Origin of the sequence: Nocardia nova (genome assembly GCF_002933465.1) — a bacterium.
Lineage (GTDB): Bacteria > Actinomycetota > Actinomycetes > Mycobacteriales > Mycobacteriaceae > Nocardia > Nocardia nova_B.
In genome coordinates, this window is the sequence record NZ_PSZE01000007.1 from 48,083 (window position 1) to 73,242 (window position 25,160).

A 25,160-nucleotide genomic window follows, 5' to 3' on the forward strand; every position below is an offset into this window, starting at 1 on the left:
TCAGTCCATCACCGTCACCGTGCCGGTGGGGCCGATCTCGGTGCGGCGGTCGCGATCGGGCGACTGCGCGAGAACCGTCGACAGCACCCGGCGCCCCGGCGGCAGGATACGCACCGTCACCGAACCGGCGTTGGCCGCGTCCAATTCCCGTGTGGCGACGTCGATGACGCGTTCGCGCAACCACTTCGGCGCATCGGTGAAACCGCCGTCGTCGAGCAGGACGACCTCCACCCCGCGCGCCCGCGCACCCCGCGCGGCGCCGCTGAGTTCCTCGGTCATCAACTGCGGGGCGCGCAGACCGTCGCGCAGTTCGGCCTCCAGGAGCCGGCACTGTTCGCGTTCGCCGACGGTGAGGACCGCACCCTCGGCGATGCGTTCCAGGATCGGGCGGGCCACCCGGTCCAGGCGGGCCAGCTGCCGCGTGCGCTCGCCGTCGGCGGCCGCCATCGTCGCCTCCGCGGCGGCCTGGGCGCTCGCCTCCTCGCGCAACATCCGCAGCGAACGCTGCGTGGGCCGCATGATCTGCGCGAACACCGAGATGGCGATGACGGTGCCGATGGGCACGATCGCGGCGACGATCGCGCTCGCGCTCAGCCAGGCCCGCGCGGTGGCGACACCGATGACGACCGCGACTCCGGCCACGCCCAGCCACGCCGTCCCCATCCGGCCGCGCAGCACCAGCACGGCGAGCACATACGAGGTCGCGAAGGTGGTCCACACCATGTGCCAGGTTTCCGGTGTGCCGGGATCGGCCGAGGTCAGCGCGGTGGCGACCGGGCCGACGGCGGCGACGAAGATCGTCACGGTCCACGGCAGCGGATCACCGGGGACCACCAGCACCAGCGCACCGGCCACGACCATCACGATCAGCGCGGTCAGCGCCGGCAGCGCATTGGTGGTGTCGAGGTTGCGGACCATGTAGAGCGTGATGGTCACTTCCAGCAGGACCAGGAACAGCCAGGCGGTACCGCCGCGCAGTCCGAGCAGCTCGCGCAGCCCGAAGGCCTGTTCACGACCGGATTCAGTGCGCACCGTCACCACCCCAGACCAAGGTCACCGCGGTGCCCTCCCCGGGTTGCGATTCCACGAATCCGGCGCCGCCGGCCAGCTGGCGCATGCGGCCGAGAATGCTCACCGAGATGCCGAGGCGGTCCGCGGAGACCGCGTTCACGTCGAATCCCGCGCCGTCGTCGGCGAAGACGACCCGAATACTGCCCGCGCTGATCGTGCAGGTCACCGTGCGCGTCACCGCGCGACCGGGCACCGCGGCGTGGCGCAGGCTGTTGCGGACCGCTTCGGCCAGGGCGGCGGCGAGGGTGCGCGCGGCTCCGGCGGGCATGCGCAGATCGTCGAAGCCCGGCCAGGTCCTGGTGGTGAAGCGAATGCCGGCGTTCACCTCGTGCACCGACGCGCGCAAGAAGTTCACAGCCGCGCGGGCGTCGAGTACATCCGGTTCGCGCGATTCGACCCGGATCTCGTCGAGTTGTTCCAGGGTGCGTTCGGCCTGCCGGCGCAAGACATCCGAGGGTTCGCTGCCGCGGGAGGCGTCCAGCAGCGTGGACAGGACGGCGTCGTGGATGAGGGCGGCAAAGCGGGCGCTCTCGTTGTCGCGGGCCGCGGCCGCGGCGGCTTCGGCGGCCTGCTTGCTCGCCGCCACCGATTCGCGGTCCACCCGAGCCGCGGCCGACAACGCCGAGAGTACGCACCACAGGAACAGCGCCGACAAGCCGACCGCCCGCGCGAAGGCGCTCAGTGCGGACGCGGCCGTGAACTGTTCCGCCAGATAGATATTCGTCAACGCGACGGCCGCCGACCCGATCAGCAGATAGGCCACCGCGACGAGAGTCGGCCACGCCAGGGCCGCGGCGAGCACCCCGAGCGGCAGCATCCGGTACAGCCACACCGAATTCGCGCCGATGCTGTGGGTGTCGAGTCCGATCAGCATGGTCGCCACCGCGGACAGGAACGCCACCGCAGCGCAGCCCGACACCAGCCGGATGGTGCGCGGGTTCGACCGGATCGACAGCACGGCCAGCACCGGGAACAGTCCGAATGCGAAGGCACCGGCGCTCGGCGTCCACCAGGCGGGGGTGAACTGCGCCTGCTCGGTGATCTCCGGGACGTCGGCCAGGCCCATGATCACCCCGCCCGCACCGATCGAGAGCCCGAGCCGGCGCATGACGCGTTCCACCGCGGGAGCATCGGAGCGCACCTGCGCGCGGCCGGGAACCCGGATCCGGGCCGCGGCCGCGGTGCGCGCGAAGACTCCGGCGGCGTCGACCGCGATCATGCCTGGTTGCGCTCGGGCACCGGTAGCCATCCGTCCTCCACCGCGCGCTTGTAGAGGTCGGTCTTGGTGGGCGCCGGGCGGCCGGCGTCGGCGTACTTCTGACGGATCCGGCCCAGGTAGTCGTTGACGGTCTGCTCCGAGAGCCCGGTCAACCGAGCCACCCGCGAGGCCTTTTCGCCGGAGGCGTAGAGAGTCAGCACCTCCTGCTGGCGCGGGCTCAGTCCGACATCGGGCAGCTGCGGATCGCCATCGATGGCGGCCGCCCAATCGGTCGTGACCACCTGTTCACCGCTCGCGGCGGCGCGCACCGCGGCGACGACGGTCTGCACATTTTCGGATTTGCGCACCACGCCCAGCACCCCGGCTCGCGCGGCCGAGCGCACCAGGAACGGATTATCTGCTCCGGTGAACACCAGCACCTCGAGCCCGCGATCGCGCAGGGCCTGCACATTGGACTGCGGGGTGGAGCCGTCGGCGAGCCGCAGATCGAGTATCACCAGATCCAGTTCCGGTGCCGCCGAGAGCAATTCGGACACCGTTGCGGCGGTGATGACCAGCTCCAGATCGCTCTCGCCGGCCAGCATGCTGGCCAGGCCGAGCGCGACCGACTCGTGGTCCTCGACCAGACCGATCCGCCGCGGTGGCGTCATATGGCCCTCACCCTTCCCGAAACCCGATCATCGCGCCGCGCCCCAGCCGGGAACGCGACGTCCTGCCGTCGAGTATGACGGTGCCGGTGATATCCGTGTGAGACACCAGAAATCGGGTCACCGGCTCAGGCGGTCAACTGCGCCGCTATCGTCGCGCCCAGTTCCCAGCACTTCTCCCGGTCGTCCGTGCCCAGCTGACCGGTGACGATCACCGGCGCGGCGGCCTGTTGCCACCCCATCCCCGTCGTCACGGTCGTGATGCTGCGCTCGGCCCCCTCGGTGCCTTGGTTACCGTGGATGTACACCCCGAACGGCCGGCCGCGGGTGCTGTCGAGACACGGGTAGTAGAAGGTGTCGAAGGCGTGTTTGAGCGCACCCGACATGTAGCCCAGATTGGCCGGCGTGCCCAGCACATAGCCGTCGGCGGCGAGCACATCGCTTGCGGTCACGGCCAGCGCCGCCCGCCGCACCACCTCGACTCCCTCGATCTCGGGGTCGGTGGCGCCCGCGACCACCGCTTCGAACATGTCCTGCAGGAACGGCGAAGGCGTGTGATGGATGATCAGCAACGTCGGCACCCAGGCGAGCTTAGTGGGGCCGGCGGTGTGTCAGGACCGGGTCCGGCGTTCGACGCGCTCGAGTTCCACGGCGCGGCGCATGGTTTCGCGGGCGCGGGAGCGGTCGCCGGCGTAGTCGTAGGCGCGGGCGGCGCGGTAGTTGGTGCGCCAGTTGTCGGGGTCGGCTTCCCACTCCTTCTTGACCTGTTCGAACAGGTCGTCGGCCGCGGCCTTCTCCAGCCGGCCGGAGGGACGGCGGGGCAGGTCGGAGACGTCGAGTTCGAGGCCCTCGTCGTCGATGCGCCGCGCCAGATGCTGGTGGGCGAGGGCGGCGCGGATGCTGGTGGCCACCACCCACACGCCGAGGATCGGCAGGATCAGCACGCCCACGCCCATCGCGACGGCCGCGGCCTTGCCCGAGGTCATCAGTTCGATCGCGATGCGACCCAGCAGCAGGAAGTAGAAGGCCAGCGCGACGACCAGGAAGGCGATGAAGGCGACGATGCGCAGCACCTGCCGCCCGCTGTCGCGCTCGTTCACAGGTCCAGCAGCGGATCGAGCCCGACGGTGAGTCCCGGGCGGGCGCCGATCTGCCGCACACCCAGCAGCACACCCGGTGCGAAGGAGGTGCGATCGATCGAATCGTGACGGATCGTGAGCGTTTCGCCCTGAGTGCCGAACAGCACCTCCTGGTGCGCGACCAGCCCGGCCAGGCGCACTGAATGCACCCGCACCCCGTCGACGCTCGCACCGCGCGCGCCGTCGAGTTCGGTGGTGGTGGCATCGGGGCTCGGGCCCACGCCCGCCTGCTTGCGGGCCTCGGCGATGATGCCGGCGGTGCGATAGGCGGTGCCGGAGGGGGCGTCGGCTTTGTTCGGGTGATGCAGTTCGATGACCTCGACCGACTCGAACCAGCGGGCGGCCTGTTCGGCGAACCGCATCGACAGCACCGCCCCGATGGCGAAGTTCGGGGCGATCAACACGCCCACCTCGGGATTGTCCGCCAGCCAGGAGCGCACCTGCGCGAGCCGGGATTCGTCGAAACCGGTGGTGCCGACCACGGCGTGAATACCGTGCTCCACCAACCACTTCAGATTCGGCATCACCACGTCGGGGTGGGTGAAGTCGACCACGACCTGGGTGCCGGCCTCGGTGAACGCCTCGAGCGCGTTGTCCTTGTCGACCCCGGCGACCAGATCCAGGTCGTCGGCGGCCTCGACCGCCGCGCAGATCGCCTGCCCGACCTTGCCCTGCGCGCCGAGTACGCCCACCCGGATCCGGTTCGTCGCCACCGTGAACTCCTCACATACCGTTCGATGCCCGTTGCGCTCAGAGCCTATCGGCAGGGGTGCCGGCCGCCGCCACACCGGTCACCAGGAAGTCGTGTACGTCACCCGGCGCGCCCACCGAGAGCCGATCCGGCAGCCGCGCGGACGCCGGGACCGCCTCGTCGTCTCGACCGATCGGCGAGCCGCAGCGTCGTCCAGCGACGACCATGCGGTGCGGGCGGCGACGGGCGACCTTCGACATGCGGGGGCACCACGGGCGCGAGGCCGGCGCATCAGTCGAAAATGATCACCTGGCGCAGGGCGTGCCCGGCAGCCAGCTCGTCCATCGCGTGATTGATCTCGTCGAGCCGGATGCGCGAGGACACCAGGCGTTCGACGGGAAGCCGCCCCTCCCGCCACATCCGCACATATTCCGGGATGTCGCGCGCCGGGACCGCGGAACCGAGGTAGCTGCCCACGATCGAACGCCCCTGCGCGACGAGCCCGAGCGGTGAAATGCTCGCGCGAGCTTCCGGATTCGGCAGCCCGACGGTCACCGTGGTGCCGCCGGGCGCGGTGGCGGCCACCGCGGTCTCGAAGGCACGCACATTCCCCGCCGCCTCGACCACGACCTCGGCCGCGATGCCACGCTCGGCCACCTCCGCCGGTGTGTAGACCTGGGTCGCGCCCAATTCCTTTGCCAGCGTGAGCTTTTCGGGCACGGTGTCGACCGCGATGACCTCCGCGCCGAGACTTTCCCGCAGCGATGCGGCCACCAGCACGGCGGCCATACCCACGCCGCCGAGACCGACGACCATGATGCGGTCCCCCGCACCGGGCCGGGCCGAATTCAGCAAGGCCCCACCGCCGGTGAGGACCGCGCAGCCGAGTACGGCGGCGACCTCCGGCGGCACATCGTCGTCGACCGGCACCACCGACCGCCGATCGACCACGGCGTGGGTGGCGAATCCCGAGACGCCGAGATGGTGGTGCACGGGTCCGCTCGCATCGTGCAGGCGTCGCCCGCCGCCCAGCAACTCGCCCGCGTTGTTGGCGACGCTGCCCGGGACACACGGCGTGCGACCGCCGGTGGCGCAGCCCTCACACTGTCCGCAGCGCGGCAGGAAGGTCATCACGACGCGCTGGCCGGCCCGCAGATCGCTGTCACCGGGGCCCACCTGTTCGACTCGTCCGGCCGCCTCGTGGCCGAGCAGCATCGGCACCGGCCGCACCCGGTTTCCGTCGACCACCGACAGGTCCGAATGGCACAGTCCGGCCGCCTCGATCCGGACCAACAGCTCCCCCGGTCCCGGCTCCGCCAACTCCAGATCCTCGATCACGATCGGGGTCGAATCGGCATAGGGAGTCGGGTCGCCGATCCGCTCCAGCACAGCACCACGAATCTTCATGGCACCGACGGTACCGGGCGAGCGCGACGCCGAGTATCACTCGGCCGACCGCGATCATCCGGAGCCGCCGCGGGCGCGGTGCACCCGATTCGCCGTCGGCGCCGGAGGCATCGGCCTGCCCGGTCCCGGATGACAGCGGACGCCTCGCGAGTACCGGGGCCGGACCTACGCCGGTGACCGGTTGGCTGGGCGCCGGAACGGGCACGGGGAGTATCGGCTGCGGCTACTCATGCGTCCGGTTGTCCCGCGACGACAGGGCCGGCGCCGTCAGGATCTCGCACCCCGTCCAGCGTCGGCGTCTCCTCCGGCGCCGCAGGGCCGAACGGGCAGCCGGGGATCGCAGCACCCTCGTTCGACACGCTGCCGCGACAGGTGACGCCACGAAAATCGGCCGGCAGCGAATCACCATCGGAGCCGATGCGGGCGTTGTCGAACACCGTACGGGAGGCATCGAAACGGGTGCCGACGAACGTGATGTGCGAACCGCCGATCACGGCCTCGTCGAAACGGGTGTCCGCGCCCGCGAAGCGGACGTCGTCGAAATGCGTCCGGCCCCCCTCGAAACGGGTCTGCCGGAAATCCGTCATGTCGGCCCCGAAGTTCGCGCCACTGAACGACGTCGGTTCCCCGGCGAAGCGGGCGCGCAGGAATCGTGTTCCCGGACCGAGGAATTCGGCGCCGGTGAAGTCGGCACCGTGATGGAAGACGGCGTCCACGAAACTCGTTCCGGCCCTGGCTGTATGGTCGGTGTAGGCGGTGGTGGCGAAGTGCGCGTTGTGGAACAGCACGTCGTTGTCGAATCGCGCGGCATGAAAGGTCACATGCTGTCCGACGAACTTGACGTCGGTGAAGTTGGCCGAGCGGCTACCGGCGAAACGCGCGCCGCGCAGATGTGTATGCCGGCCGGCGAAGACCGCCCCCCGGAAGTCCACATCCTCCAGCACCGCGTCGTCGAAGTTGAAATTATGTGTGGACCACGATATTTCGGCCGTCGGGCGCAGCCGCGAGGCGATCACCGAGACGATGGTGCGACGCACTTCACGATCGTTCTGACGCAGCTGATAGGCCCGTTCCACCTGGGAGTTCCCCGCTTCCTCGGTGACCTTGCGCGAGCTCAGGTGGGTGGCGCCCTCATCGGGGTCGTAGGGCAGTCGCAGATAGCCGCACAGGACGTCGATGCACTGCTGCCGCATGCCGCGCGTCGCGAACTCGTCCGCCACACCGGCCATCGCGTAGACGCCGGCGATCCGCACCGCGACATCGGCATTACCCAGTTGCGCCGCCGCCGCGCCGAACAGTTGCGCGAAGCGGCCGCGTTCGTTGTCGCGCTGCTTGCGATAGGCCACGACCAGCGCCACCGCACCGCCGACGCCGGCCGAGACCGACAACGCGATCTTCGTCAGATCCAGCTGATTCGGCGTATCGGCCTTCGCGCCGAGCACGAGCCACAGCGCCCACCAGGCGACACCCGCGATCGCCAAGCCGCCGAGCACCACCGTGACGACCGATACCAGCAGTGCCGAGCGCTGTATCCGCTGAGCCTGCCGGTGCAGAAATGTCCCCCGCCGAACCATGGGCGCATAGTAACGAGAATTCGAATCCGCCACAGCTTCCGCAGGATTCGGCCCGGCCGCAGCGCGGCGATGCGGCGCACACCTTCCCGGTGCGCACCGCATCGTTCTGTCCGGCAACCAGTTTCGCGCCGATCAGTTCGCCGCGCGACTCCCGCGCACACCGATCGCGGCCGCTGTCAGGCAAGCCAGCGCAACCACCACCACGAACCACGGGAAGATCGTGCCCATCCCCCACTGCGTGGCCGCCCAGCCGGCCAGCACAGTCGGCAGTGCCATCGCCGTATAGGCCAGCAGGTAATACGCGGACATGGTTTCGCCGCGCTTGTGCTGCGGCACCACATTCGACAGATGCCGCAACGATCCCCCGAAGCCCAGGCCGAAGGTGGCGCCGAGCAGGACACCGGCCAGCAGGACGACCACCCAGTTGTGGGTCGCCAGCGCCGGAATGGTCAGCAGCAGTGCGATCGCCATCCCGGTATCACCGCCGACAGCCGCGCGACGCGCCGGAATCGCGGTCGCGAACAGCTGAGCCAGCGCCCCGGCCGTCGCGGTCGAGGCGACCACGGCCCCGCCGAAGACCAGATTGTGCACGCCGGTCTTCTCCGCGGCGAGCGAGGGATACAGCGACAACAGCACACCCAGGACCGACCAGGCCGCCATCACGCCCAGCGCCGAGAACCAGAAATCGGCCCGAATCTCCTGCGGTACCGCCGGTTTCGCGATCCGGATGGGACCCGACATCCGCGCGGTGTGCGTTTCGGTCATCACCACCACACCCACACCGATCAGCAGGCAGAACACCGTGATCACCACATACGGCGTGCGCAGCGGATGCGGTACGTACTGAGCGAGCAGCGCCGACCCCAGAATGGCCACGGCCATACCGACATTGAAGGCCACACCCGTCAGCTGTCCCGATCGCGCGCCGTGCTGTGGACGCAGATCGAGCAGTGCCGCCGCCCCGGCGACGACGGTGGCGCCGACGGCCACTCCGTGCAACGCCCGCGCCACCAGCAGCATCGCGACATTGTCGGCGAACAGAAAGACGACCAGTCCGATCACCATCGTGGCGAATGCGCCGAGCAGCACCGGCTTGCGGCCGAGCACATCGGAGATTTTGCCCGACACCAGGACCGCGGCCAGCGCGGCGACGGCATAGACGGCGAAGACGATGGTGGTGGTCAGCGGCGAGAAATGCCATTCCTTCTGATACAGGCCGTAGAGCGGGGCGGGAACACCGGACACTCCGAGCGCGACTCCGCTGGCGGCCAGAATCAGTGCATAGGCCCAGGACTGCGTGGTCCGCGGAGCCGGTGCGACCGTGACAGTTGCGGTCATCGATTCTCCCCATCAGGTAAGTTTGATTGCGATCGAACTCAACCACCGTAGCGGTGGTTTGATTCCCATCAAACCGAATGTCCCGTGAGAAAGATCATGAGCGATAGCAACAAGACCGTGGAATCTCATCCGGTCGCCACCGTGCAGGAGGTGCTCGGTGCCCTGCACGACCCGGTCCGGCTCGAGATGGTGCGCCGGCTCAGCAACGCCGGCGGCCCGGTGCGCTGCGGCATGCTCTACGACACCATCAACAAATCCACCGCGACCCACCACCTGAAGATTCTGCGCGAGGCCGGGGTCACCGAACGCATCGTCACCGACGGCCAGACCTACGCCCGGCTGCGGACGGAGGAAGTCGAGCGCGCCCTGCCCGGACTGCTCGCGGCGGTGGTGGGCGCCGCCAATCGCGCGGACGAATCCGGCGCCGCACCGCCCGACTGACTCAGTCCGCCAAGCGCTTCACCGCACCGGGCAAGTCGCGCATCCTCCGATACGGCCCCGCCACCGAGGCCGCGTACGGCCGCGCCAGCAGGGTGCGGGCGATCGCGGAAACCTCCGCGGTGGTGACGGCGTCGATGCGCGCCAGCGTCTCCGAGACGCTGCGGTGGTTGCCGTAGCTGAGTTCGCTGCGGCCGATGCGGTTCATCCGGGAGCCGGAATCCTCGAGGCCCAGCACCAGTCCGCCGCGCAGCGATCCCTTGGCTCGGGCGCATTCGGCATCGGTGATCCCGTTGGCGGCAACATCTTCCAGGACCTCGCGCGCCAATGTCGTGACCTCGCCGAGGTTTTCCGGCTGACATCCCAGATAGACCGAGAACGCGCCGGTGTCGGCGAAGGTGTCGACGCTGGAATACACCGAGTACGCCAGACCGCGTTCCTCTCGGATCCGTTGGAAGAGACGGGAACTGAGCCCGCCACCGAGCACGGTGTTCAGCACCGACAACGGCCAGCGCTTATGCCCTTCGTGCCGGCCGAACGCGCGCACACCGAACACCAGATGAGCCTGTTCGCTGTCGCGGTAGGTCCAGTGCAGCTGCGGTGACGTGCGCTTGCGGAAATGACCTTCGCGGCGCGGCGCCGGTTCCCGCGACGGATCGAGCCGATCGGCGAACGCGCGATGTACCAGCTCCACGGTGTGTTCGTGCTCGATGTTGCCGGCCACCGCCACCACCATCCGATCCGGACGGTAGCGCCGCAGATGGAACCCGCGCAGCTGCGCGGCGGTCATCTGCTCGATCGAGTCGACGGTGCCGATCACCGGCCGCCCGATCGGATGGTCGCCGAACAGCGCGGTCAGGAACGAATCGCCGACCAGGTCCTCGGGATCGTCGTCGCGCATCGAGATCTCCTCGAGCACCACCTGACGTTCCACGTCGACATCGATCGGACGGCACAACCCGTTCAGCACCACATCGGAGACGACATCGACCGCGAGCGGCAGGTCGTCGTCCAGCACATGCGCGTAGTAGCAGGTCTGCTCCTTGGCGGTGAACGCGTTGAGCTCGCCGCCAACCGCGTCGACGGCCTCGGCGATGTCCAGCGCCGTACGAGTCGGAGTCGCCTTGAACAGCAGGTGTTCCAGGAAGTGCGCGGCACCGGCCACCGTGGGCCCCTCGTCGCGTGAGCCCACGCCCACCCAGACACCGATCGACGCCGATCGCACGCCGGGCACATGTTCGGTGACCACCCGCAGGCCGCCGGGCAATACCGTACGCCGCACTCCGCTGTCGGAGAACGAACCGTCCTCGGCGAGGACCAGCGAAGCGCCCCCCTGCTCGAGGGCGAGCAAGGGGGCGTCGGCGCTGGATTTCGCCGGAGTCCTCGCGCGCGGGGCTTGCTTCGTCTTCGGCGCGCGAGCTGTGCTGCCCGGCGCGCGTGTCGAAGCCGAGGGCTTCGGGGCGCGCGCCGAGGACTTCTTCTTCGTCACATCCAACTATTTACTCGGCCGCGGCCTCGGCTGCAGCCGGAGCCTCGTCGGCGGCCGGAGCAGCGGTCTGCGCGTTCTCCTCTTCCGACACCGGGACCAGCGAGATCTTGCCGCGGTTGTCGATATCGGCGATCTCGACGCGGATCTTGTCGCCGACGTTCACCACGTCCTCGACCTTGCCGACCCGCTTGCCGTTGCCCAGCTTCGAGATGTGCACCAGACCGTCGCGGCCCGGCAGCAGCGAGACGAACGCGCCGAAGGCGGTGGTCTTGACGACCGTGCCCAGGAAGCGCTCGCCGACCTTCGGCAGCTGCGGGTTGGCGATGGCGTTGATCGCGTCGATCGCGGCCTGCGCCGACGGGCCGTCGGTCGCGCCAACGAACACGGTGCCGTCGTCCTCGATGGAGATGTTGGCGCCGGTGTCCTCGGTGATCTGGTTGATGACCTTGCCCTTGGGCCCGATCACCTCGCCGATCTTGTCGACCGGGATCTTGATCGCGGTGACGCGCGGCGCGTAGGGGCTCATCTCGTCCGGGGTGGCGATGGCCTCGGCCATCACGTCCAGAATGGTCAGGCGCGCGTCGCGAGCCTGGTTCAGCGCGCCCGCCAGCACCTTCGACGGAATGCCGTCGAGCTTGGTGTCCAGCTGCAGCGCGGTGACGAAGTCGCGAGTACCGGCGACCTTGAAGTCCATATCGCCGAAGGCGTCCTCGGCGCCGAGGATGTCGGTCAGCGCGACGTAGCGGGTCTCCGACTCACCGTTGTCGCCGGTGACCTCATCGGACACCAGACCCATGGCGATACCGGCGACCGGGGACTTCAGCGGCACACCCGCGTTCAGCAGCGACAGCGTGGAGGCACACACCGAACCCATCGAGGTGGATCCGTTGGAGCCCAGCGCTTCCGACACCTGACGGATGGCGTAGGGGAACTCCTCCTGGCTCGGCAGCACCGGCACCAGCGCCCGCTCGGCGAGCGCGCCGTGGCCGATCTCGCGCCGCTTGGGCGAGCCGACGCGGCCGGTCTCACCGGTGGAGAACGGCGGGAAGTTGTAGTGGTGCATGTAGCGCTTGCTGGTCTCCGGGCCGAGCGAATCGACCTGCTGGGCCATCTTCACCATATCGAGGGTGGTGACGCCCAGAATCTGGGTCTCACCGCGCTCGAACAGCGCCGAACCGTGTGCCCGCGGCACCACGGCGACCTCGGCGGACAGCGCCCGGATGTCGGCCAGGCCACGACCGTCGATGCGGAAGCCGTCGGACAGGATGCGCTGGCGCACAAGCTTCTTGGTGACCGAGCGGAACGCCGCGCCGATCTCCTTCTCGCGGCCCTCGAAGTCCTCGGTCAGCGCCGAGAGCACCTCGAGCTTGATCTCATCGATGCGCTCCTCGCGCTCCTGCTTGCCGGCGATCGACAGCGCCTCGCCCAGCGGGTTCTTCGCGGTGCCCTCGACGGCGGTGTAGACGTCGGCCTCGTACGGCGGGAAGAGCGGGAACTCCTCGGTGGGCTTGGAGGCCAGCGCCGCCAGGTCGGCCTGCGCCTTGCACAACCGCGCGATGAACGGCTTCGCGGCCTCCAGGCCTTCGGCCACAACGGTTTCCGTCGGCGCCTGGGCGCCGCCCTCGACCAGCGCGATGACCTTCTCGGTCGCCTCGGCCTCGACCATCATGATCGCGACGTCACCGGATTCGACCACGCGGCCGGCGACGACCATGTCGAAGACGGCCTCTTCCAGCTGCTCGACGGTCGGGAACGCGACCCACTCGCCCTGGATCAGGGCCACCCGCACACCGCCGACCGGACCCGAGAACGGAAGTCCCGCAATCTGAGTCGAGGCCGACGCCGCGTTGATCGCGACCACGTCGTAGAGATCCTTGGGATCCAGGCTCATCACCGTGACCACGACCTGGATCTCGTTGCGCAGGCCGTCGACGAACGACGGGCGCAGCGGACGGTCGATCAGGCGGCAGGTCAGGATCGCGTCGGTGGAGGGGCGGCCCTCACGACGGAAGAACGAGCCGGGGATGCGACCCGCGGCGTACATCCGCTCCTCGACGTCGACCGTCAGCGGGAAGAAGTCGAACTGGTCCTTGGGGTGCTTACCGGCCGTGGTGGCCGACAGCAGCATGGTCTCGTCGTCCAGGTAGGCGACGACGGAGCCGGCGGCCTGCTTGGCCAGACGCCCGGTCTCGAACCGGACGGTGCGGGTGCCGTAGCTCCCGTTGTCGATCAGGGCCACCGATTCGAACACACCGGGTTCGACCTCGATGGCGGAGCTCGTCTGGGATTCGGTCATATTTCTGTCTCAACCTCTCGTCTCGCCGGATCGAACGCCGTCCAGGCGCGATCCGGCTGGGTGTCCCTGCGCTGTTTCATCCCTGCCCGGAGGCAGCGGCTTGTCTGCGCGCGGGCAGCCGTACCCGGGTTCGGGCGCGCGACAGCCCTCCTGACTGTGGCGCGACACCCGGCCGATCCCCCATGGAACCGGCGACGCGGAGGCGGTCATCGATCGAAGCCCGCCGGCAACTCTCGCCGAAAGGCCACTACCGAAGACCGACGCCACGCGTGCGGGTGCATACGGCTGGTGCGGTGCCGATATACGACTAGCCGACGGGGAGATTCTATGCCTCCCCATCGGCTGCGCGTTAACTACCTGTGATTGTCAGCGCGTCTGTCTCGCGTCCGTGCGGGCGCGAGCAGATCAACGCCGCAGTCCGAGCCGCTCGATCAGCGAACGGTAGCGCTCGATGTCCTTGTCCTGCAGGTACTTCGACAGCCGCCGGCGGCGACCGATCAGGCCCAGCAGGCCGTGGCGGGTGTGGTGATCGTGCTTGTGCACCTTCAGGTGCTCGGTCAGGTCGGAGATCCGCTTGGACAGCAGCGCGATCTGGGCCTCCGGCGAACCGGTGTCCTTCTCGTGCAGGCCGTACTCCTTGAGGATGGCCGCCTTCTGCTCGGTGGTCAGAGCCACGAATTCACTCCTTGATTCTCAGTCCGCGCTCGAGGAAACCGGGAAATCCCGGCCGGGCGCCACCGCGGACCGCAGCAGACCCGACGAGCCAGCCTACCGGATCGCCGCACGCCGGGCCGAATCGGGCAGATCCGGACCTCGATCCGCGCGGCCCACCCCCACGCAGGGCACCCGTTCGACCGGCGGATTCGCTCAGCGCTGGGCGTCGCTCGCCTCGGCGGCGGCCAGCACCTGCCGCGTCTGCTCGACGTCCTCGCCCATCGCCCGCACCAGATCGTCGATCGAGTCGAACCGGCGCATACCGCGCAGATGCTGCACGAAGTCCACGGCGACGTGCTGGCCGTACAGATCCGCCTCGGTGTCCAGGACGAAGGCCTCGACCGTGCGGGTCCGGCCGGAGAAGGTCGGATTGGTGCCCACCGAGATCGCGGCCATGGCCCGCTTGCCCGGGCGTGTGACGCCGACCGTCTCACCCGCGGCCAGCACGGTGAACCAGCCCGCGTACACGCCGTCGGCCGGGATCGCCGCATGCATCGGCGGAGCCACGTTGGCGGTCGGGAAGCCGAGTTCGCGACCGCGGCCGTCGCCGTGGACGACGACACCCTCGACCCGGTGCGGGCGGCCGAGCGCGTCGGCGGCCGCGGCCATGTCACCGGCGTCGACGCAGGCTCGGATGTAGGTGGAGGAAAAGGTGACCGCGTGTTCGCCGACCAGCTTCACACCGTCGACCTCGAAGCCGAACCGGCCGCCCAGCTCGCGCATGGTCTCGACGGTGCCGGCCGCCTTCTTGCCGAAGGTGAAGTTGTCGCCGACCACGACCTCGGCGACGTGCAGCTTCTCGACCAGCAGGTCGTGCACGTAACGGCCGGGGGTGAGCTTCATGAAGTCCTGGGTGAACGGCATCACCAGGAACACATCGATACCGAGTTCCTCGACCAGCTCCGCGCGTCGGGTCAACGTGGTGAGCTGCGCCGGATGCGATCCGGGACGCACCACTTCCATGGGATGCGGGTCGAAGGTCATGAGAACCGAGGGAACACCGCGCACCGCAGCGGATTTCACCGCACGGCTGATCAATTGGGCGTGACCGCGGTGCACACCGTCGAACACGCCGATGGTGAGCACACACCGACCCCAGTCCGGTGGCATTTCCTCGAGACTTCGCCATCTCTGCACACACCGAAGCCTACGCAAGCACGGTCACGAACCGGGATTCGGCGGGGCTGTTGTTCACCCGACCGTCACCCACACGCGGCGGCCTCCGTGGTTACGCGGGCTGCCTCCTCCGGCCGCAACGCCGCCCCCGCTGGGCCCGATGGCGGGGGCAGCGGCAGCCTCCGTGGTTACGCAGGCTGCCTCCTCCGGCCGCAACGCCGCCCCCGCTGGGCCCGATGGCGGGGGCAGCGGCAGCCTCCGTGGTTACGCAGGCTGCCTCCTCCGGCCGCAACGCCGCCCCCGCTAAGCTCGATACGTGCCCGGAAAACGTGATGTCGCCACCCGGCGTGAGCTGGCAGATTCCGCTGCGTCACAGGCGTCTCCCGATGCGGGTGCGGCCGGGCGCGCGGCGAATGTGGCCCCCTCGCTGTCGTCGGTCGCCCAGGATTATCTGAAGGTCATCTGGAGTGCGCAGGAGTGGTCGCAGGAGAAGGTGTCGACCAAACTGCTGGCCGAGCGGATCGGCGTGTCGGCGTCGACGGTGTCCGAGGCGGTGCGCAAACTCGCCGATCAGGGCCTGGTCGAACACGCTCGCTACGGCGCCATCACGCTGACCGACAACGGCCGCCGGGCCGCGGTCGCCATGGTGCGCCGCCATCGGCTGATCGAAACGTTCCTGGTCAGCGAGCTCGGCTACGGCTGGGACGAGGTGCACGACGAGGCCGAGGTGCTCGAGCACGCGGTGTCGGAAACCCTGGTGGATCGCATCGACGCCAAACTCGGCCATCCCGATCGCGATCCGCACGGCGACCCGATCCCCTCCGTCGACGGTGCGGTCCCCACACCGCCCGCCCATCAGCTCAGCGACTTCCAGGCCGGACAATCCGGCCGGGTGGCGCGCATCTCCGATTTCGATCCCGCGATGCTGCGGTATTTCGATTCCGTCGGCATCGCGCTCGACACCGTGATCACCGTGGTGGAGCGGCGCGATTTCGCCGGCACCATCGCGGTGCGGATCGGCGAGCACACCATCGATCTGGGAAGCCCTGCGGCAGAAGCGATCTGGCTGACCTCCCGACCGGCCACCGACACGGCGGATCTCCACCCCTAGCTCGAGTTTATGCTCTTCGGCGTGGCCCGTGGCCCGGCTGGTTTCGATGCTTGCGTGTTGCTGTGTGTCTTGATGTGCACGTCGTAGCGGGGTGCCGGGTGCTGGTTGCGGTGACCGGGCGGTCGCCCCGGGGCCGGGTCGTGAGGGTTTCGGCACAGCCCGGGACAGGCGATGTTCGCACCGGAGGTGCCTAAACCCGCGTCGGACGCGCGCTGGTGTAAGTCGTTGCGGGGCAGCAGGTTTCTCCCATGGATGTCTCAGGTCGGCGGCGAGGCTGCGCGCCGGGCGGAGCTGGGTGTAGGCGGCCAGGTCCACAGGTCGGCCGCAGCCGGGTCGCCTAGCTTGGGGCTGGTCCAGCCCAGGGTCTGTTTTGAGCATGCGGAAGGTGTCCTCGATATCGAAACGGCGCAGGAACGCCTGCCACAACACATCAACCATGTCCGCGTCGAGATCGACGACCGAGTGCCACAACCACACCGGTTTCGGAATTGCCCCACTCGGCAGGCGGTGCGACGTCGAGCCGGATCACAGTGCCCTCGATGACGGGCAGCGTTGCGGTCCGTGCGCCCCAGGACGAGCAGTGGGTAAGCCCGGGGTGCAGCCGATTCCATGATCTGGCGATGGCCGGGCCGTAGAGGCGGGTCTCGTTCGCGGTAGCAGTGTCGGGCTCGCCCTGGGTGGCCGGATCGGCGAAAACGAACTCGCCGCCGCGCGGGCCACCGACATCCACCACGGATTCCTCGACCTCGCCGCCGCCCTGACCTGCTGGCGACGACTCAGCAACCGAACCCGATAGGAGCTCTAATCCGCCTGGGCCTGGTCCGCAATAAAACCATCGGCCAATGAGATAAAACGCGGCCGCCAATTGAGCCGGAGCCGCGCGCGAGCATTGTCAGCGCCACGCAGTTCGTTCATAAATGCGACGCCCCAACTACCGACTGCGAGTCTGGCCAGCATCGCAGGCGCATGTTTCGGCTTCGGCCCTCCTACCAATTCCGCATACCGCGGCAGCCAATCCGACAACGGCGCCGGCGAGTCGTCCACAACATTCAGCGCTCCTGAAACGTGCGAGCGGTCAAGCGCCGCAACGACAGCCCTTGCCGCATCTTCAGCATGAGTGAACGAGAAGACTGAGTGCCCACCGCCTACCAGCGGAGCCTTGCCTGCCCTGACCTGCCCGGCGAATGAGCCGTCCGGAGCATAGATCGAGCCAGGGCCGTACAAATGACCGAACCGAAGGACGACACCATTAGCTGCGACGGTGGCCCGTTCGAGCTTACAATCCGTGCATTCCCAACGGCATCCGCTGCCGAAACCAAATTCCGCGTCCCCTCGGTCCGCAATCGGTTTGTCGTGGCGAACTGAAAAGCGAGTTTCCTCGGGTTCAACTCGGAGGGAATCGCCGTTAGCATGTTCACGATCGCGTCCGGCCGCACATCTTTCACAGCCCGCAAGACCGCATCAGCGTCGAGCGCATCCGCAATGACCGCCTCAGCGCCTTGGCCGATAAGCCGCTGTGCGCTTTCTTGCGTACGCGCCAGCCCGACCACCGGGTGGTTCATCGCCGCCAGTAGCGGCACGAGACTCTGGCCGATCACACCGGTAGCTCCGGCCACCAATACTCGCATAACATGTCCTCCTTGCTCTTCTCTGGCGCTAGGCCGAGGATCTTTTACACTGAGAGGACGGGCGAGCGCGCTCATCCGTGACACGGTTGTCAAGTGACCTGCGACACAGTCTTTCGCAAATCATGCGCTGTCTTCCACTGTGGCCGTTCTCATGAAGACTTACTTCTAAGACCTCCACGAGACGGCGGCACCGACGGAGCGGACCGCTTGTCGCAATCGGCTTGCTACCCAATGCAAGTGGTCGTTCGATACGTGAGTCATCAGGGTATTCGCCAAACTTTGCGGCGCCGCCTCTCAACCGGCAAGTAGTGGCAAGGCAACCGGCCGGTACCGACTCAGTCGCGGGCTGAGTGATGAGGAAACCTCCCGGCACGTCGACTTACCGCAGCGCGGCGCCTACCTGCTGATTCTCCGGCGGACCGCGGCCGTTGCCAGTTTGTCCGGATTCCGGATCACGTAGAGATCGGTGATCTTCCCGTCGCAGATGTCGAATACGTAGATGCCGCGCAGGACGTCGTTTTCATAGATGGCCAGCGCCGGGGTGTTGTTGCAATTGACCGTCTCGACCCGCAGTCCCGGCCTATTCCTGGTCTTCTCGAAAAGCCGCAGGGCGTATTCCGCCACAGCCTCGGCACCTACGACCGGATGACGCACCGCGAGTGCCTTACCGCCACTGTCAGCGGTCCAAGTGACGTCAGGCGCTAAGAGGGCGAGCAAACCGGCGGTGTTCCCGGTCGCCGCCGCGGACAGGAACTGTTCGGTGACGCGCGTGATCTCCGCCGAATCGACAGGTTCGAAACGTTTACGCCGTGCGTGTACGTGCTCGCGAGCGCGGTGCGCCACCTGGCGGACCGCGGCCACCGATTTCCCTACCGCCGTGGCGATCTCGTCGTAGCCGAATCCGAAAACCTCGTGCAGCACGAACACTGCGCGTTCGTCGGGTCCGAGGGTTTCCAGTAGCACCAGCATCGCCATCGACACCGATTCGGCGAGTACGACGTCGGCCGACACGTCGTGCTCGTCGAGGAGCAGCGGTTCGGGCAGCCATGGGCCGATGTAGTCCTCGCGTCGGCGGCTGCCCGCACGCACCGCGTTGAGCGCCTGCCGGGTCACCAGCCGCGCGAGATAGGACTTGGTATCGCGCACCGTCGAGAGTTCCACCGCGGACCACCGCAGATAACTGTCCTGCAGCACGTCGTCGGATTCGGTTGCCGAGCCCAGGATCTCGTACGCGATGGTGAACAGCAGCGGCCGCAACACGGTGAATCGCTCGGCGTGCTCATCGGTACTCATGCCGACTCGACCGCCGGCACCGACGCCGGTTCCGGGCGCGGGCCGCCCTTCACCCACGCCAACGATCCCGGCTTGCGCGCCTCGCGACGGATCTTATCCACCGCGATATTGCAAGTGAATTCCTTGATCCGAGCGCCTGCCCAGCCACCGAGAAAGAATTTCACCGAAACGTCGTCCTTGCCGGCGAGCTGGCGGATGCCAACGCGGCGCCCGAGGCTCACGCACACTCCGGTGAGCGCCACATTGAGCGCCGCAGGTTCACTTCCCGCGATGCGGCTCAGCACGGTGTCCGCAGCGGAGGCGCCGAGGGCTCCGGCGCCCTGCGAACACATCCGCAACGGAGAATCCGATGGTGCCGCGCAGTCGCCGGTGGCCACGATCCGATCGTCGTCGATGCTGGTCAGATTTTCGTGGGTCAGCAACCGGCCCAGCGCGTCAGTTCGCAGACCGCTCTGGGCAGCCAGCTGTGGAACACCGAAACCTGTGGTCCAGATTGTTAACGCGCTCGGAAGTTTTCTGCCACTGGTGAATTCGACCGCCTCCGGCAGCACCTCGCTGACCCGCTCGCCCTCGAGCACTGAGACAGTGTGCCGCGACAGCCACTTGGCGACCGAGCGACGCGCCGGCGCGCCGAGCGACGGCATCAGGTCCCCGCCGCAAACCAAGGTAACCCGACGACCCTGTTCGGCGAGTTCGGCGGCAGTCTCGATACCGGTCGCCCCGCCGCCGACCACGGTGATTGCGGCCTCGACAGGCAGTACGGCGAGCTTGGTACGCAGCCGCCGTGCGTATTCGAATTCGGCTATAGGAAAGGAGAATTCGGCCGCGCCCGGCACCGGCGGAATCGCCGCCGTGCTGCCGACGGCATAGACGAGGTAGTCGTATTCGAGTACGTCGCCGGAAGCCAGGCGTACAGTGCGACCAGCGGTGTCGATGCGGGTGGCGCTGTCGACGACCAGGTCGATGCCCTCTCCGAGCAGCGTTCGGTAATCGATCGTCGCCTCGCCGGTTCCGGCCACGAACTGGTGCAACCGGACCCGGTTCACGAATTCGGGGCGGGGATTGACCAGGGTGATGCGGATGTCGTCGCGCATGCGCAGCCGGTTCGCCGCCAGCGTTCCGGCGTATCCCCCGCCGACGACGACAACCCGATGATGTGTTTGCTTTTCGATCATGCCCTCCAGACACCGCCGCGAATCGAAACGTGACACTCTCTACTGTGACTTACATCACTGTCGGCGGCCTTATCCGTGTGCGGGTTCGCGGGCACGATGTGGCCGGCGAAGTTGAGCCCCTCCCGCACCGGCCGGGCCGGCTGACCGTCGCGCCGGGCCGGGTTGCCAGGACTTCAGCCGATTTGGGTGCCGATCGGGCGTTGAAGCCCAACCCGTCGGGATACCAGATGCGATTATGTTGCGTCTGATACAACGTCTGGGTGATCGAGCCCCCGACCTCGGCCTCCCAGTCCTCACCACCACCGAACTCCGCAATGAGCCAACGGATTTCAGACGCAGAACACTAATGCGTGACCGGTGCCGCGGCTCGCTCGGCTATCGCGGTACCGAGTTCGGCGGTGGTCGCCGTACCGCCCAGATCCGGGGTGAGCACCTCCCCCGCGGCCAGCACATCGCAGACCGCGCGGTCGACGGCCGCGGCCGCCGCGGATTCGCCCAGATGGTCGAGCATCATCGCGCCGGCGAGGATCTGCGCCACCGGATCGGCGATCCCCATACCCGCGATATCGGGCGCACTGCCGTGCACCGCCTCGAACATCGACGGCGCGTCGCGCGCGGGATTGATATTTCCCGACGGCGCGAGCCCGAGCCCGCCGGTCACGGCGGCGGCGAGGTCGGAGAGGATGTCGCCGAACAGATTCGAGCCGACGATCACGTCCAGCCGATCCGGATGCAGCACGATCTCGGCGGCCAGCGCGTCGACGTGCATCTGCCGCGTCTCGACGTCCGGATACTCGGCGGCGATCCGTTCGAACACGCTGTCCCAGTACGGCATCGAGTGAATGAGGCCGTTGGATTTGGTGGCGGAGCAGAGTTTCCGGTCGCGTCGGCGCGCCTGCTCGAACGCGTACCGGATGATGCGTTCACACCCGATGCGGGTGAATATGGATTCCTGGACCACGAATTCGTCCGGCCGCCCAGGATTGTGCATCCCGCCGATCGCGGAATACTCGCCCTCGGAATTCTCCCGCACGATCAGAATGTCGAGATCCTTTGCGCTGCGGCCGCGCAGGGCCGACTCGGTGCCGGGCAGCAGCCGGACCGGCCGCAGATTGACGTACTGTCCGAAGGCGCGGCGCAGCGGAATCAGCAGGCCCCACAGCGAAATATGGTCGGCGACACCCGGAAATCCCACGGCGCCGAGCAGAATCGCGTCGAAATCCGCCAGCTGCTGCGGACCGTCCTCGGGCATCATCGCGCCGGTGCGCAGATATTGCTCACAGGACCAGTCGAATTCGGTCCAGGCGATGCCGGGCAGCGCCGCGTCGAGCACTTTGACCGCCTCGGCCGTGACGTCCACGCCGATACCGTCGCCGGGAATGGTGGCAATGCGATACATCGGCATCACAGTGCCACACCGATGTATTTGGTCTCCAGGAATTCGTCGATGCCGGCGAAGCCGCCCTCGCGCCCGAGTCCCGATTCCTTCACCCCGCCGAACGGCGCCGCCGGATTCGACACGACTCCCTGATTGAGTCCGACCATTCCGGTGTCGAGCGCCTCGCTCACCCGCAATCCACGCCGCAGATTCTCCGTGAACACGTACGCCACCAAACCGTAGGGCGTGTCGTCGGCGCGTTCGATCACCTCGTCCTCGGTGTCGAAGACGGCCAAACCCGCGACGGGACCGAAGATTTCGGTGCCGAACATCGCGGCATCGTCCGGGACACCGGTCAGCACCGTGGGCGGATAGAAGTATCCGGGCCCTTCGACGGCGGTTCCACCGAGCACGACGGTGGCGCCGCGCCGGCGCGCATCGGCGACCAGTTCCGACACCTTCGCGACCGCGGCGGCGTCGATCAGCGGTCCGACCACCACGCCAGGATCGGCGCCGCGCCCCATCGGCAGGGCCGCCATCCGTTCGGTGAAGCGGCGGGTGAATTCGTCGGCGATGCCGCGGTGCAGATAGATCCGGTTCGCCGCGGTGCAGGCCTGACCGATGTTGCGCATCTTCGCCGCGAGCGCACCCTCGACCGCGGTGTCCAGATCGGCGTCGTCGAACACGATCAGGGGTGCGTTGCCGCCCAACTCCATCGAGGTACGCATGACGGATTTCGCGCACTGTTCCAGCAGTATCTTTCCGACCGCGGTCGATCCGGTGAACGACAGCTTCCGCGAGCGGGAGTCGGCGATCATCGCGCCGGTCACCGCCGCCGGATCGGAAGTGGTCACCACATTGACCACACCGTCGGGAACCCCTGCGGCGGACAGTATTTCGGCGATCGCCAGCGTGCACAGCGGCGTCTGCTCGGCGGGTTTCACCACACATGTACAGCCCGCCGCCAGCGCCGGGCCGATCTTGCGGGTCGCCATCGCCATCGGAAAATTCCACGGGGTGATCAGGATGCTCGGCCCCACCGGCCGGCGCGCCACCACGAAACGCGAACCGCCTGCGGGCGCCGGCATGTATCCGCCGTCCAGTCGCACCGCCTCCTCGGCGAACCAGCGGAAGAACTCCGCCGCGTACGCGACCTCACCGCGCGCCTCGGCCAGCGGCTTGCCCATCTCAGCGGTGGCGATGCGAGCGAGCCGGTCGGTGTCGTCGAGCAAGGCCCGGTGGGCACGCATCAGGATGTCGGACCGGATGCGCGCGGGTACTTCGGCCCACGCGTCCTGCGCCGCCGCAGCCGCGGCCAGCGCCGCGACGCCATCGTCGGGCCCGGCGTCGGCCACGGTGGTCAAGGTCTGCCCGGTCGCCGGATCCTCGACCGCCAGCCGCGCTGCCGTCTCGCGCCATCGGCCGCCGATGAACAGTCCGGTCGGCACGCTCTCGATCGCCGCGATCGTCGCCGCGTCCGACTCCGCCACGGTGTGCGTCATCGCTCGCTCCTCAGCTCGGAACAGCATCTCGGATCAGCGCTGTCATTGCCGTCACCATCGCGGTCATGTTATACACATTGTCAACAATCCGACAATAAGAATCCGGGCGTCACCGCGCCGGATTTCCCGTCGCCGGGAGGCGGATCACCATGACTGCACTTTCCCCCGTTCTCCGGCAGGCCACGCCGGTCACCGTCGACCATGGCGAGGGCTGCTACCTGTACGGCACCGACGGTCGCCGGTATCTCGACTTCACCGCCGGGATCGGTGTCACCAGCACCGGGCACTGCCATCCGCGAGTGGTCGAGGCCGCGCGCGAACAGATCGGCAGCCTCATCCACGGCCAGTACACAACGGTCATGCACCGGCCGCTGCTACAACTGACCGAACGACTCGCCGATGTGCTACCCGTCCACCTGGATTCGGTGTTCTTCGCCAACTCCGGCAGTGAGGCGGTGGAGGCGGCGCTACGGCTGGCACGGCAGGCCACCGGCCGTCCCAACGTGGTTGTGTTCCACGGCGGTTTCCACGGCCGCACGGTCGCCGCCGCGACCATGACCACCTCCGGAACCCGCTTCTCGGCCGGCTTCAGCCCGCTCATGGGTGGTGTCCACGTGGCGCCGTTCCCCACCGCCTACCGCTATGGCTGGTCGGAGGAGGAGGCGACCGATTTCGCCCTGCGCGAGCTCGACTACCTCCTCACCACGCTCACCGCGCCGGCCGAGACGGCCGCCTTCATCGTCGAGCCCGTGCTCGGCGAGGGCGGCTACATCCCGGGCAACACCCGGTTCTTCCAGGGCCTGCGCGAGCGCGCCGACCGGCACGGCATCCTGTTGATCTTCGACGAGATCCAGACCGGGTTCGGCCGCACCGGAAAGTTCTTCGGGCACCAGCATTTCGACGTACGGCCCGATGTCATCACCATCGCCAAGGGGTTGGCCAGCGGATTTCCGCTCTCGGGAATCGCCGCGCCGCAGGAGCTGATGGCCAAGGCCTGGCCGGGATCACAGGGCGGCACCTACGGCGCCAATGCCGTGGCCTGCGCGGCCGCGGTCGCCACGATCGACGTCATCGAATCCGAGGGGCTGGTGGACAACGCCGCCGCACGAGGCGACCAGTTGCTGGCCGGCGCCCGGACCCGCGCCACCAAGGCGATCGGCGATGTGCGCGGCCTGGGCCTGCTCGTGGGCAGCGAATTCACCACGGCGGCAGGCGAACCCGACACCGCCACGGCGGCGGCGGCCCAGCGGCTGGCCGCCGAGCGCGGCCTGCTCCTGCTGACCTGCGGGGCCTACAGCAACGTGGTGCGAATGATCCCGCCCCTGATCGTGACCGCGGAACAGGTCGACGAGGCGCTGGCGCTGTGGACCGGCGTCCTGGACGAGCTGTAGCGATACCCACGCCCCGAGCGGAACAGGAGATCTCGATGGCTCGATACCTCACCATCACCCTCACCAAGGCCGGCGTGCGGGCTCGCGCGCGACTGCTGGACGAGCTGGCCCCACGCACCTGCGCGGCGGTGTGGGACGCGCTGCCGCAGGAGGGCGACGCGTTCCACGCCAAATACGCCCGCAACGAGGTGTACACCCTGGTGCCGCGCATCACCGCCGCACCGCATCGCGAAAACCCCACGGTCACACCGATTCCCGGTGACGTCTGCCTGTTCGACTTCGAGCCGTGGGAGATCGGCAATCCCGCCTACGGGTACGAACCGGGCTCGGCCGCGCACGACGCGCAGGGCGCCACCGACCTGGCACTGTTCTACGACCGCAACAATCTGCTGATCAACGGCGATATGGGCTGGGTGCCGGGCAATGTGTTCGCGACCATCGAGGAGGGACTGCCGGAGTTGGCCACCGTGTGCAACGCGCTGTGGCTACGCGGCGTGGAAGGCGAAACACTGTCCTTCACGCGGGCGTCGCAGTAGCGGCACC

At 68.1% G+C, this 25,160-nt stretch carries 25 protein-coding genes; 4 read left to right on the forward strand and 21 right to left on the reverse strand.

The window, feature by feature from the left end; all coding sequences use genetic code 11:
• The 10 genes from C5E41_RS10580 to C5E41_RS10625 all read right to left on the reverse strand — a co-directional run bounded on the left by C5E41_RS10580 (position 1) and on the right by C5E41_RS10625 (position 9,086).
• Positions 1-1,032 carry a hypothetical protein gene (locus tag C5E41_RS10580; RefSeq protein WP_104375836.1) on the reverse strand — a complete coding sequence of 344 codons (1,032 nt, stop codon included), beginning with the start codon at positions 1,030-1,032 and terminating at the stop codon, positions 1-3.
• Entirely contained in the window at positions 1,022-2,320 is a 1,299-nt protein-coding gene (locus C5E41_RS10585) for a sensor histidine kinase (protein ID WP_146097514.1), read from the reverse strand. Before C5E41_RS10585 ends, C5E41_RS10580 begins: the two co-directional genes overlap by 11 nt.
• Positions 2,287-2,940 carry a response regulator transcription factor gene (locus tag C5E41_RS10590; RefSeq protein WP_104375655.1) on the reverse strand — a complete coding sequence of 218 codons (654 nt, stop codon included), beginning with the start codon at positions 2,938-2,940 and terminating at the stop codon, positions 2,287-2,289. The genes C5E41_RS10585 and C5E41_RS10590 overlap by 34 nt, the downstream gene beginning before the upstream one ends.
• A gap of 125 nt (positions 2,941-3,065) precedes the next feature.
• Positions 3,066-3,518, reverse strand: coding sequence for a flavodoxin family protein (locus C5E41_RS10595; RefSeq protein ID WP_181063194.1), 453 nt, complete (start codon positions 3,516-3,518; stop codon positions 3,066-3,068).
• A 30-nt stretch (positions 3,519-3,548) separates the two neighbouring features.
• On the reverse strand, positions 3,549-4,037 hold the full coding sequence (locus C5E41_RS10600; RefSeq protein WP_104375656.1) for a hypothetical protein: 489 nt from the start codon (positions 4,035-4,037) through the stop codon (positions 3,549-3,551).
• Positions 4,034-4,789: a 4-hydroxy-tetrahydrodipicolinate reductase gene (gene dapB, locus C5E41_RS10605; RefSeq protein WP_439956388.1), complete on the reverse strand. Its 756-nt coding sequence runs from the start codon at positions 4,787-4,789 to the stop codon at positions 4,034-4,036. Before dapB ends, C5E41_RS10600 begins: the two co-directional genes overlap by 4 nt.
• A gap of 37 nt (positions 4,790-4,826) precedes the next feature.
• Positions 4,827-5,027, reverse strand: coding sequence for a hypothetical protein (locus C5E41_RS10610; RefSeq protein WP_104375657.1), 201 nt, complete (start codon positions 5,025-5,027; stop codon positions 4,827-4,829).
• Positions 5,028-5,058: 31 nt separating this feature from the next.
• Positions 5,059-6,174 carry an alcohol dehydrogenase catalytic domain-containing protein gene (locus tag C5E41_RS10615; RefSeq protein ID WP_104375658.1) on the reverse strand — a complete coding sequence of 372 codons (1,116 nt, stop codon included), beginning with the start codon at positions 6,172-6,174 and terminating at the stop codon, positions 5,059-5,061.
• Between the two features lie 227 nt (positions 6,175-6,401).
• Entirely contained in the window at positions 6,402-7,748 is a 1,347-nt protein-coding gene (locus C5E41_RS10620) for a pentapeptide repeat-containing protein (protein WP_104375659.1), read from the reverse strand.
• Between the two features lie 132 nt (positions 7,749-7,880).
• A complete protein-coding gene (locus C5E41_RS10625; RefSeq protein WP_104375660.1) occupies positions 7,881-9,086 on the reverse strand; it encodes an MFS transporter in 1,206 nt (401 codons plus the stop codon).
• 96 nt (positions 9,087-9,182) lie between these two features.
• On the opposite strand from C5E41_RS10625, the gene C5E41_RS10630 reads away from it, so the two are divergent.
• Positions 9,183-9,527, forward strand: coding sequence for an ArsR/SmtB family transcription factor (locus C5E41_RS10630; RefSeq protein WP_104375661.1), 345 nt, complete (start codon positions 9,183-9,185; stop codon positions 9,525-9,527).
• Between the two features lies 1 nt (position 9,528).
• Here C5E41_RS10630 and C5E41_RS10635 read toward each other — a convergent pair whose 3' ends face one another.
• The 4 genes from C5E41_RS10635 to C5E41_RS10650 form a co-directional block, all read right to left on the reverse strand.
• Complete coding sequence (locus tag C5E41_RS10635) at positions 9,529-10,845, reverse strand: M16 family metallopeptidase (protein WP_104375839.1); 1,317 nt, start codon at positions 10,843-10,845, stop codon at positions 9,529-9,531.
• Between the two features lie 178 nt (positions 10,846-11,023).
• Positions 11,024-13,309, reverse strand: coding sequence for a polyribonucleotide nucleotidyltransferase (locus C5E41_RS10640; RefSeq protein WP_104375662.1), 2,286 nt, complete (start codon positions 13,307-13,309; stop codon positions 11,024-11,026).
• 405 nt (positions 13,310-13,714) lie between these two features.
• Positions 13,715-13,984 carry a 30S ribosomal protein S15 gene (gene rpsO / locus C5E41_RS10645; protein ID WP_040720363.1) on the reverse strand — a complete coding sequence of 90 codons (270 nt, stop codon included), beginning with the start codon at positions 13,982-13,984 and terminating at the stop codon, positions 13,715-13,717.
• Positions 13,985-14,176: 192 nt separating this feature from the next.
• Positions 14,177-15,160 (reverse strand): bifunctional riboflavin kinase/FAD synthetase, encoded by a 984-nt coding sequence (locus tag C5E41_RS10650; protein ID WP_104375663.1) that lies wholly within the window; start codon positions 15,158-15,160, stop codon positions 14,177-14,179.
• A 394-nt stretch (positions 15,161-15,554) separates the two neighbouring features.
• On the opposite strand from C5E41_RS10650, the gene C5E41_RS10655 reads away from it, so the two are divergent.
• A complete protein-coding gene (locus C5E41_RS10655) occupies positions 15,555-16,250 on the forward strand; it encodes a metal-dependent transcriptional regulator (RefSeq protein ID WP_258080911.1) in 696 nt (231 codons plus the stop codon).
• A 430-nt stretch (positions 16,251-16,680) separates the two neighbouring features.
• Here C5E41_RS10655 and C5E41_RS33795 read toward each other — a convergent pair whose 3' ends face one another.
• The 7 genes from C5E41_RS33795 to C5E41_RS10685 form a co-directional block, all read right to left on the reverse strand.
• Positions 16,681-16,983 carry a hypothetical protein gene (locus C5E41_RS33795; protein WP_181063195.1) on the reverse strand — a complete coding sequence of 101 codons (303 nt, stop codon included), beginning with the start codon at positions 16,981-16,983 and terminating at the stop codon, positions 16,681-16,683.
• A gap of 68 nt (positions 16,984-17,051) precedes the next feature.
• Positions 17,052-17,474, reverse strand: coding sequence for an NAD-dependent epimerase/dehydratase family protein (locus tag C5E41_RS35930; protein WP_368854140.1), 423 nt, complete (start codon positions 17,472-17,474; stop codon positions 17,052-17,054).
• Positions 17,396-17,878, reverse strand: coding sequence for an NAD(P)H-binding protein (locus C5E41_RS34970; protein ID WP_258080883.1), 483 nt, complete (start codon positions 17,876-17,878; stop codon positions 17,396-17,398). Before C5E41_RS34970 ends, C5E41_RS35930 begins: the two co-directional genes overlap by 79 nt.
• A gap of 396 nt (positions 17,879-18,274) precedes the next feature.
• Entirely contained in the window at positions 18,275-19,171 is an 897-nt protein-coding gene (gene sigJ, locus C5E41_RS10670; RefSeq protein ID WP_104375841.1) for an RNA polymerase sigma factor SigJ, read from the reverse strand.
• The gene (locus C5E41_RS10675) at positions 19,168-20,346 is read right to left on the reverse strand and encodes an NAD(P)/FAD-dependent oxidoreductase (protein WP_104375664.1); all 1,179 of its coding nucleotides are present in this window, start codon (positions 20,344-20,346) and stop codon (positions 19,168-19,170) included. Before C5E41_RS10675 ends, sigJ begins: the two co-directional genes overlap by 4 nt.
• A gap of 343 nt (positions 20,347-20,689) precedes the next feature.
• Positions 20,690-21,751, reverse strand: a complete 1,062-nt coding sequence (locus C5E41_RS10680) for a tartrate dehydrogenase (RefSeq protein WP_104375665.1) — start codon at positions 21,749-21,751, stop codon at positions 20,690-20,692.
• Positions 21,751-23,226, reverse strand: coding sequence for an NAD-dependent succinate-semialdehyde dehydrogenase (locus C5E41_RS10685; RefSeq protein WP_104375666.1), 1,476 nt, complete (start codon positions 23,224-23,226; stop codon positions 21,751-21,753). Before C5E41_RS10685 ends, C5E41_RS10680 begins: the two co-directional genes overlap by 1 nt.
• Positions 23,227-23,375: 149 nt before the next feature.
• On the opposite strand from C5E41_RS10685, the gene C5E41_RS10690 reads away from it, so the two are divergent.
• Positions 23,376-24,617 carry an aspartate aminotransferase family protein gene (locus C5E41_RS10690; protein WP_104375667.1) on the forward strand — a complete coding sequence of 414 codons (1,242 nt, stop codon included), beginning with the start codon at positions 23,376-23,378 and terminating at the stop codon, positions 24,615-24,617.
• A 35-nt stretch (positions 24,618-24,652) separates the two neighbouring features.
• Positions 24,653-25,153 (forward strand): DUF3830 family protein, encoded by a 501-nt coding sequence (locus C5E41_RS10695; RefSeq protein ID WP_104375668.1) that lies wholly within the window; start codon positions 24,653-24,655, stop codon positions 25,151-25,153.
• The last annotated feature ends 7 nt before the right edge of the window (positions 25,154-25,160 follow it).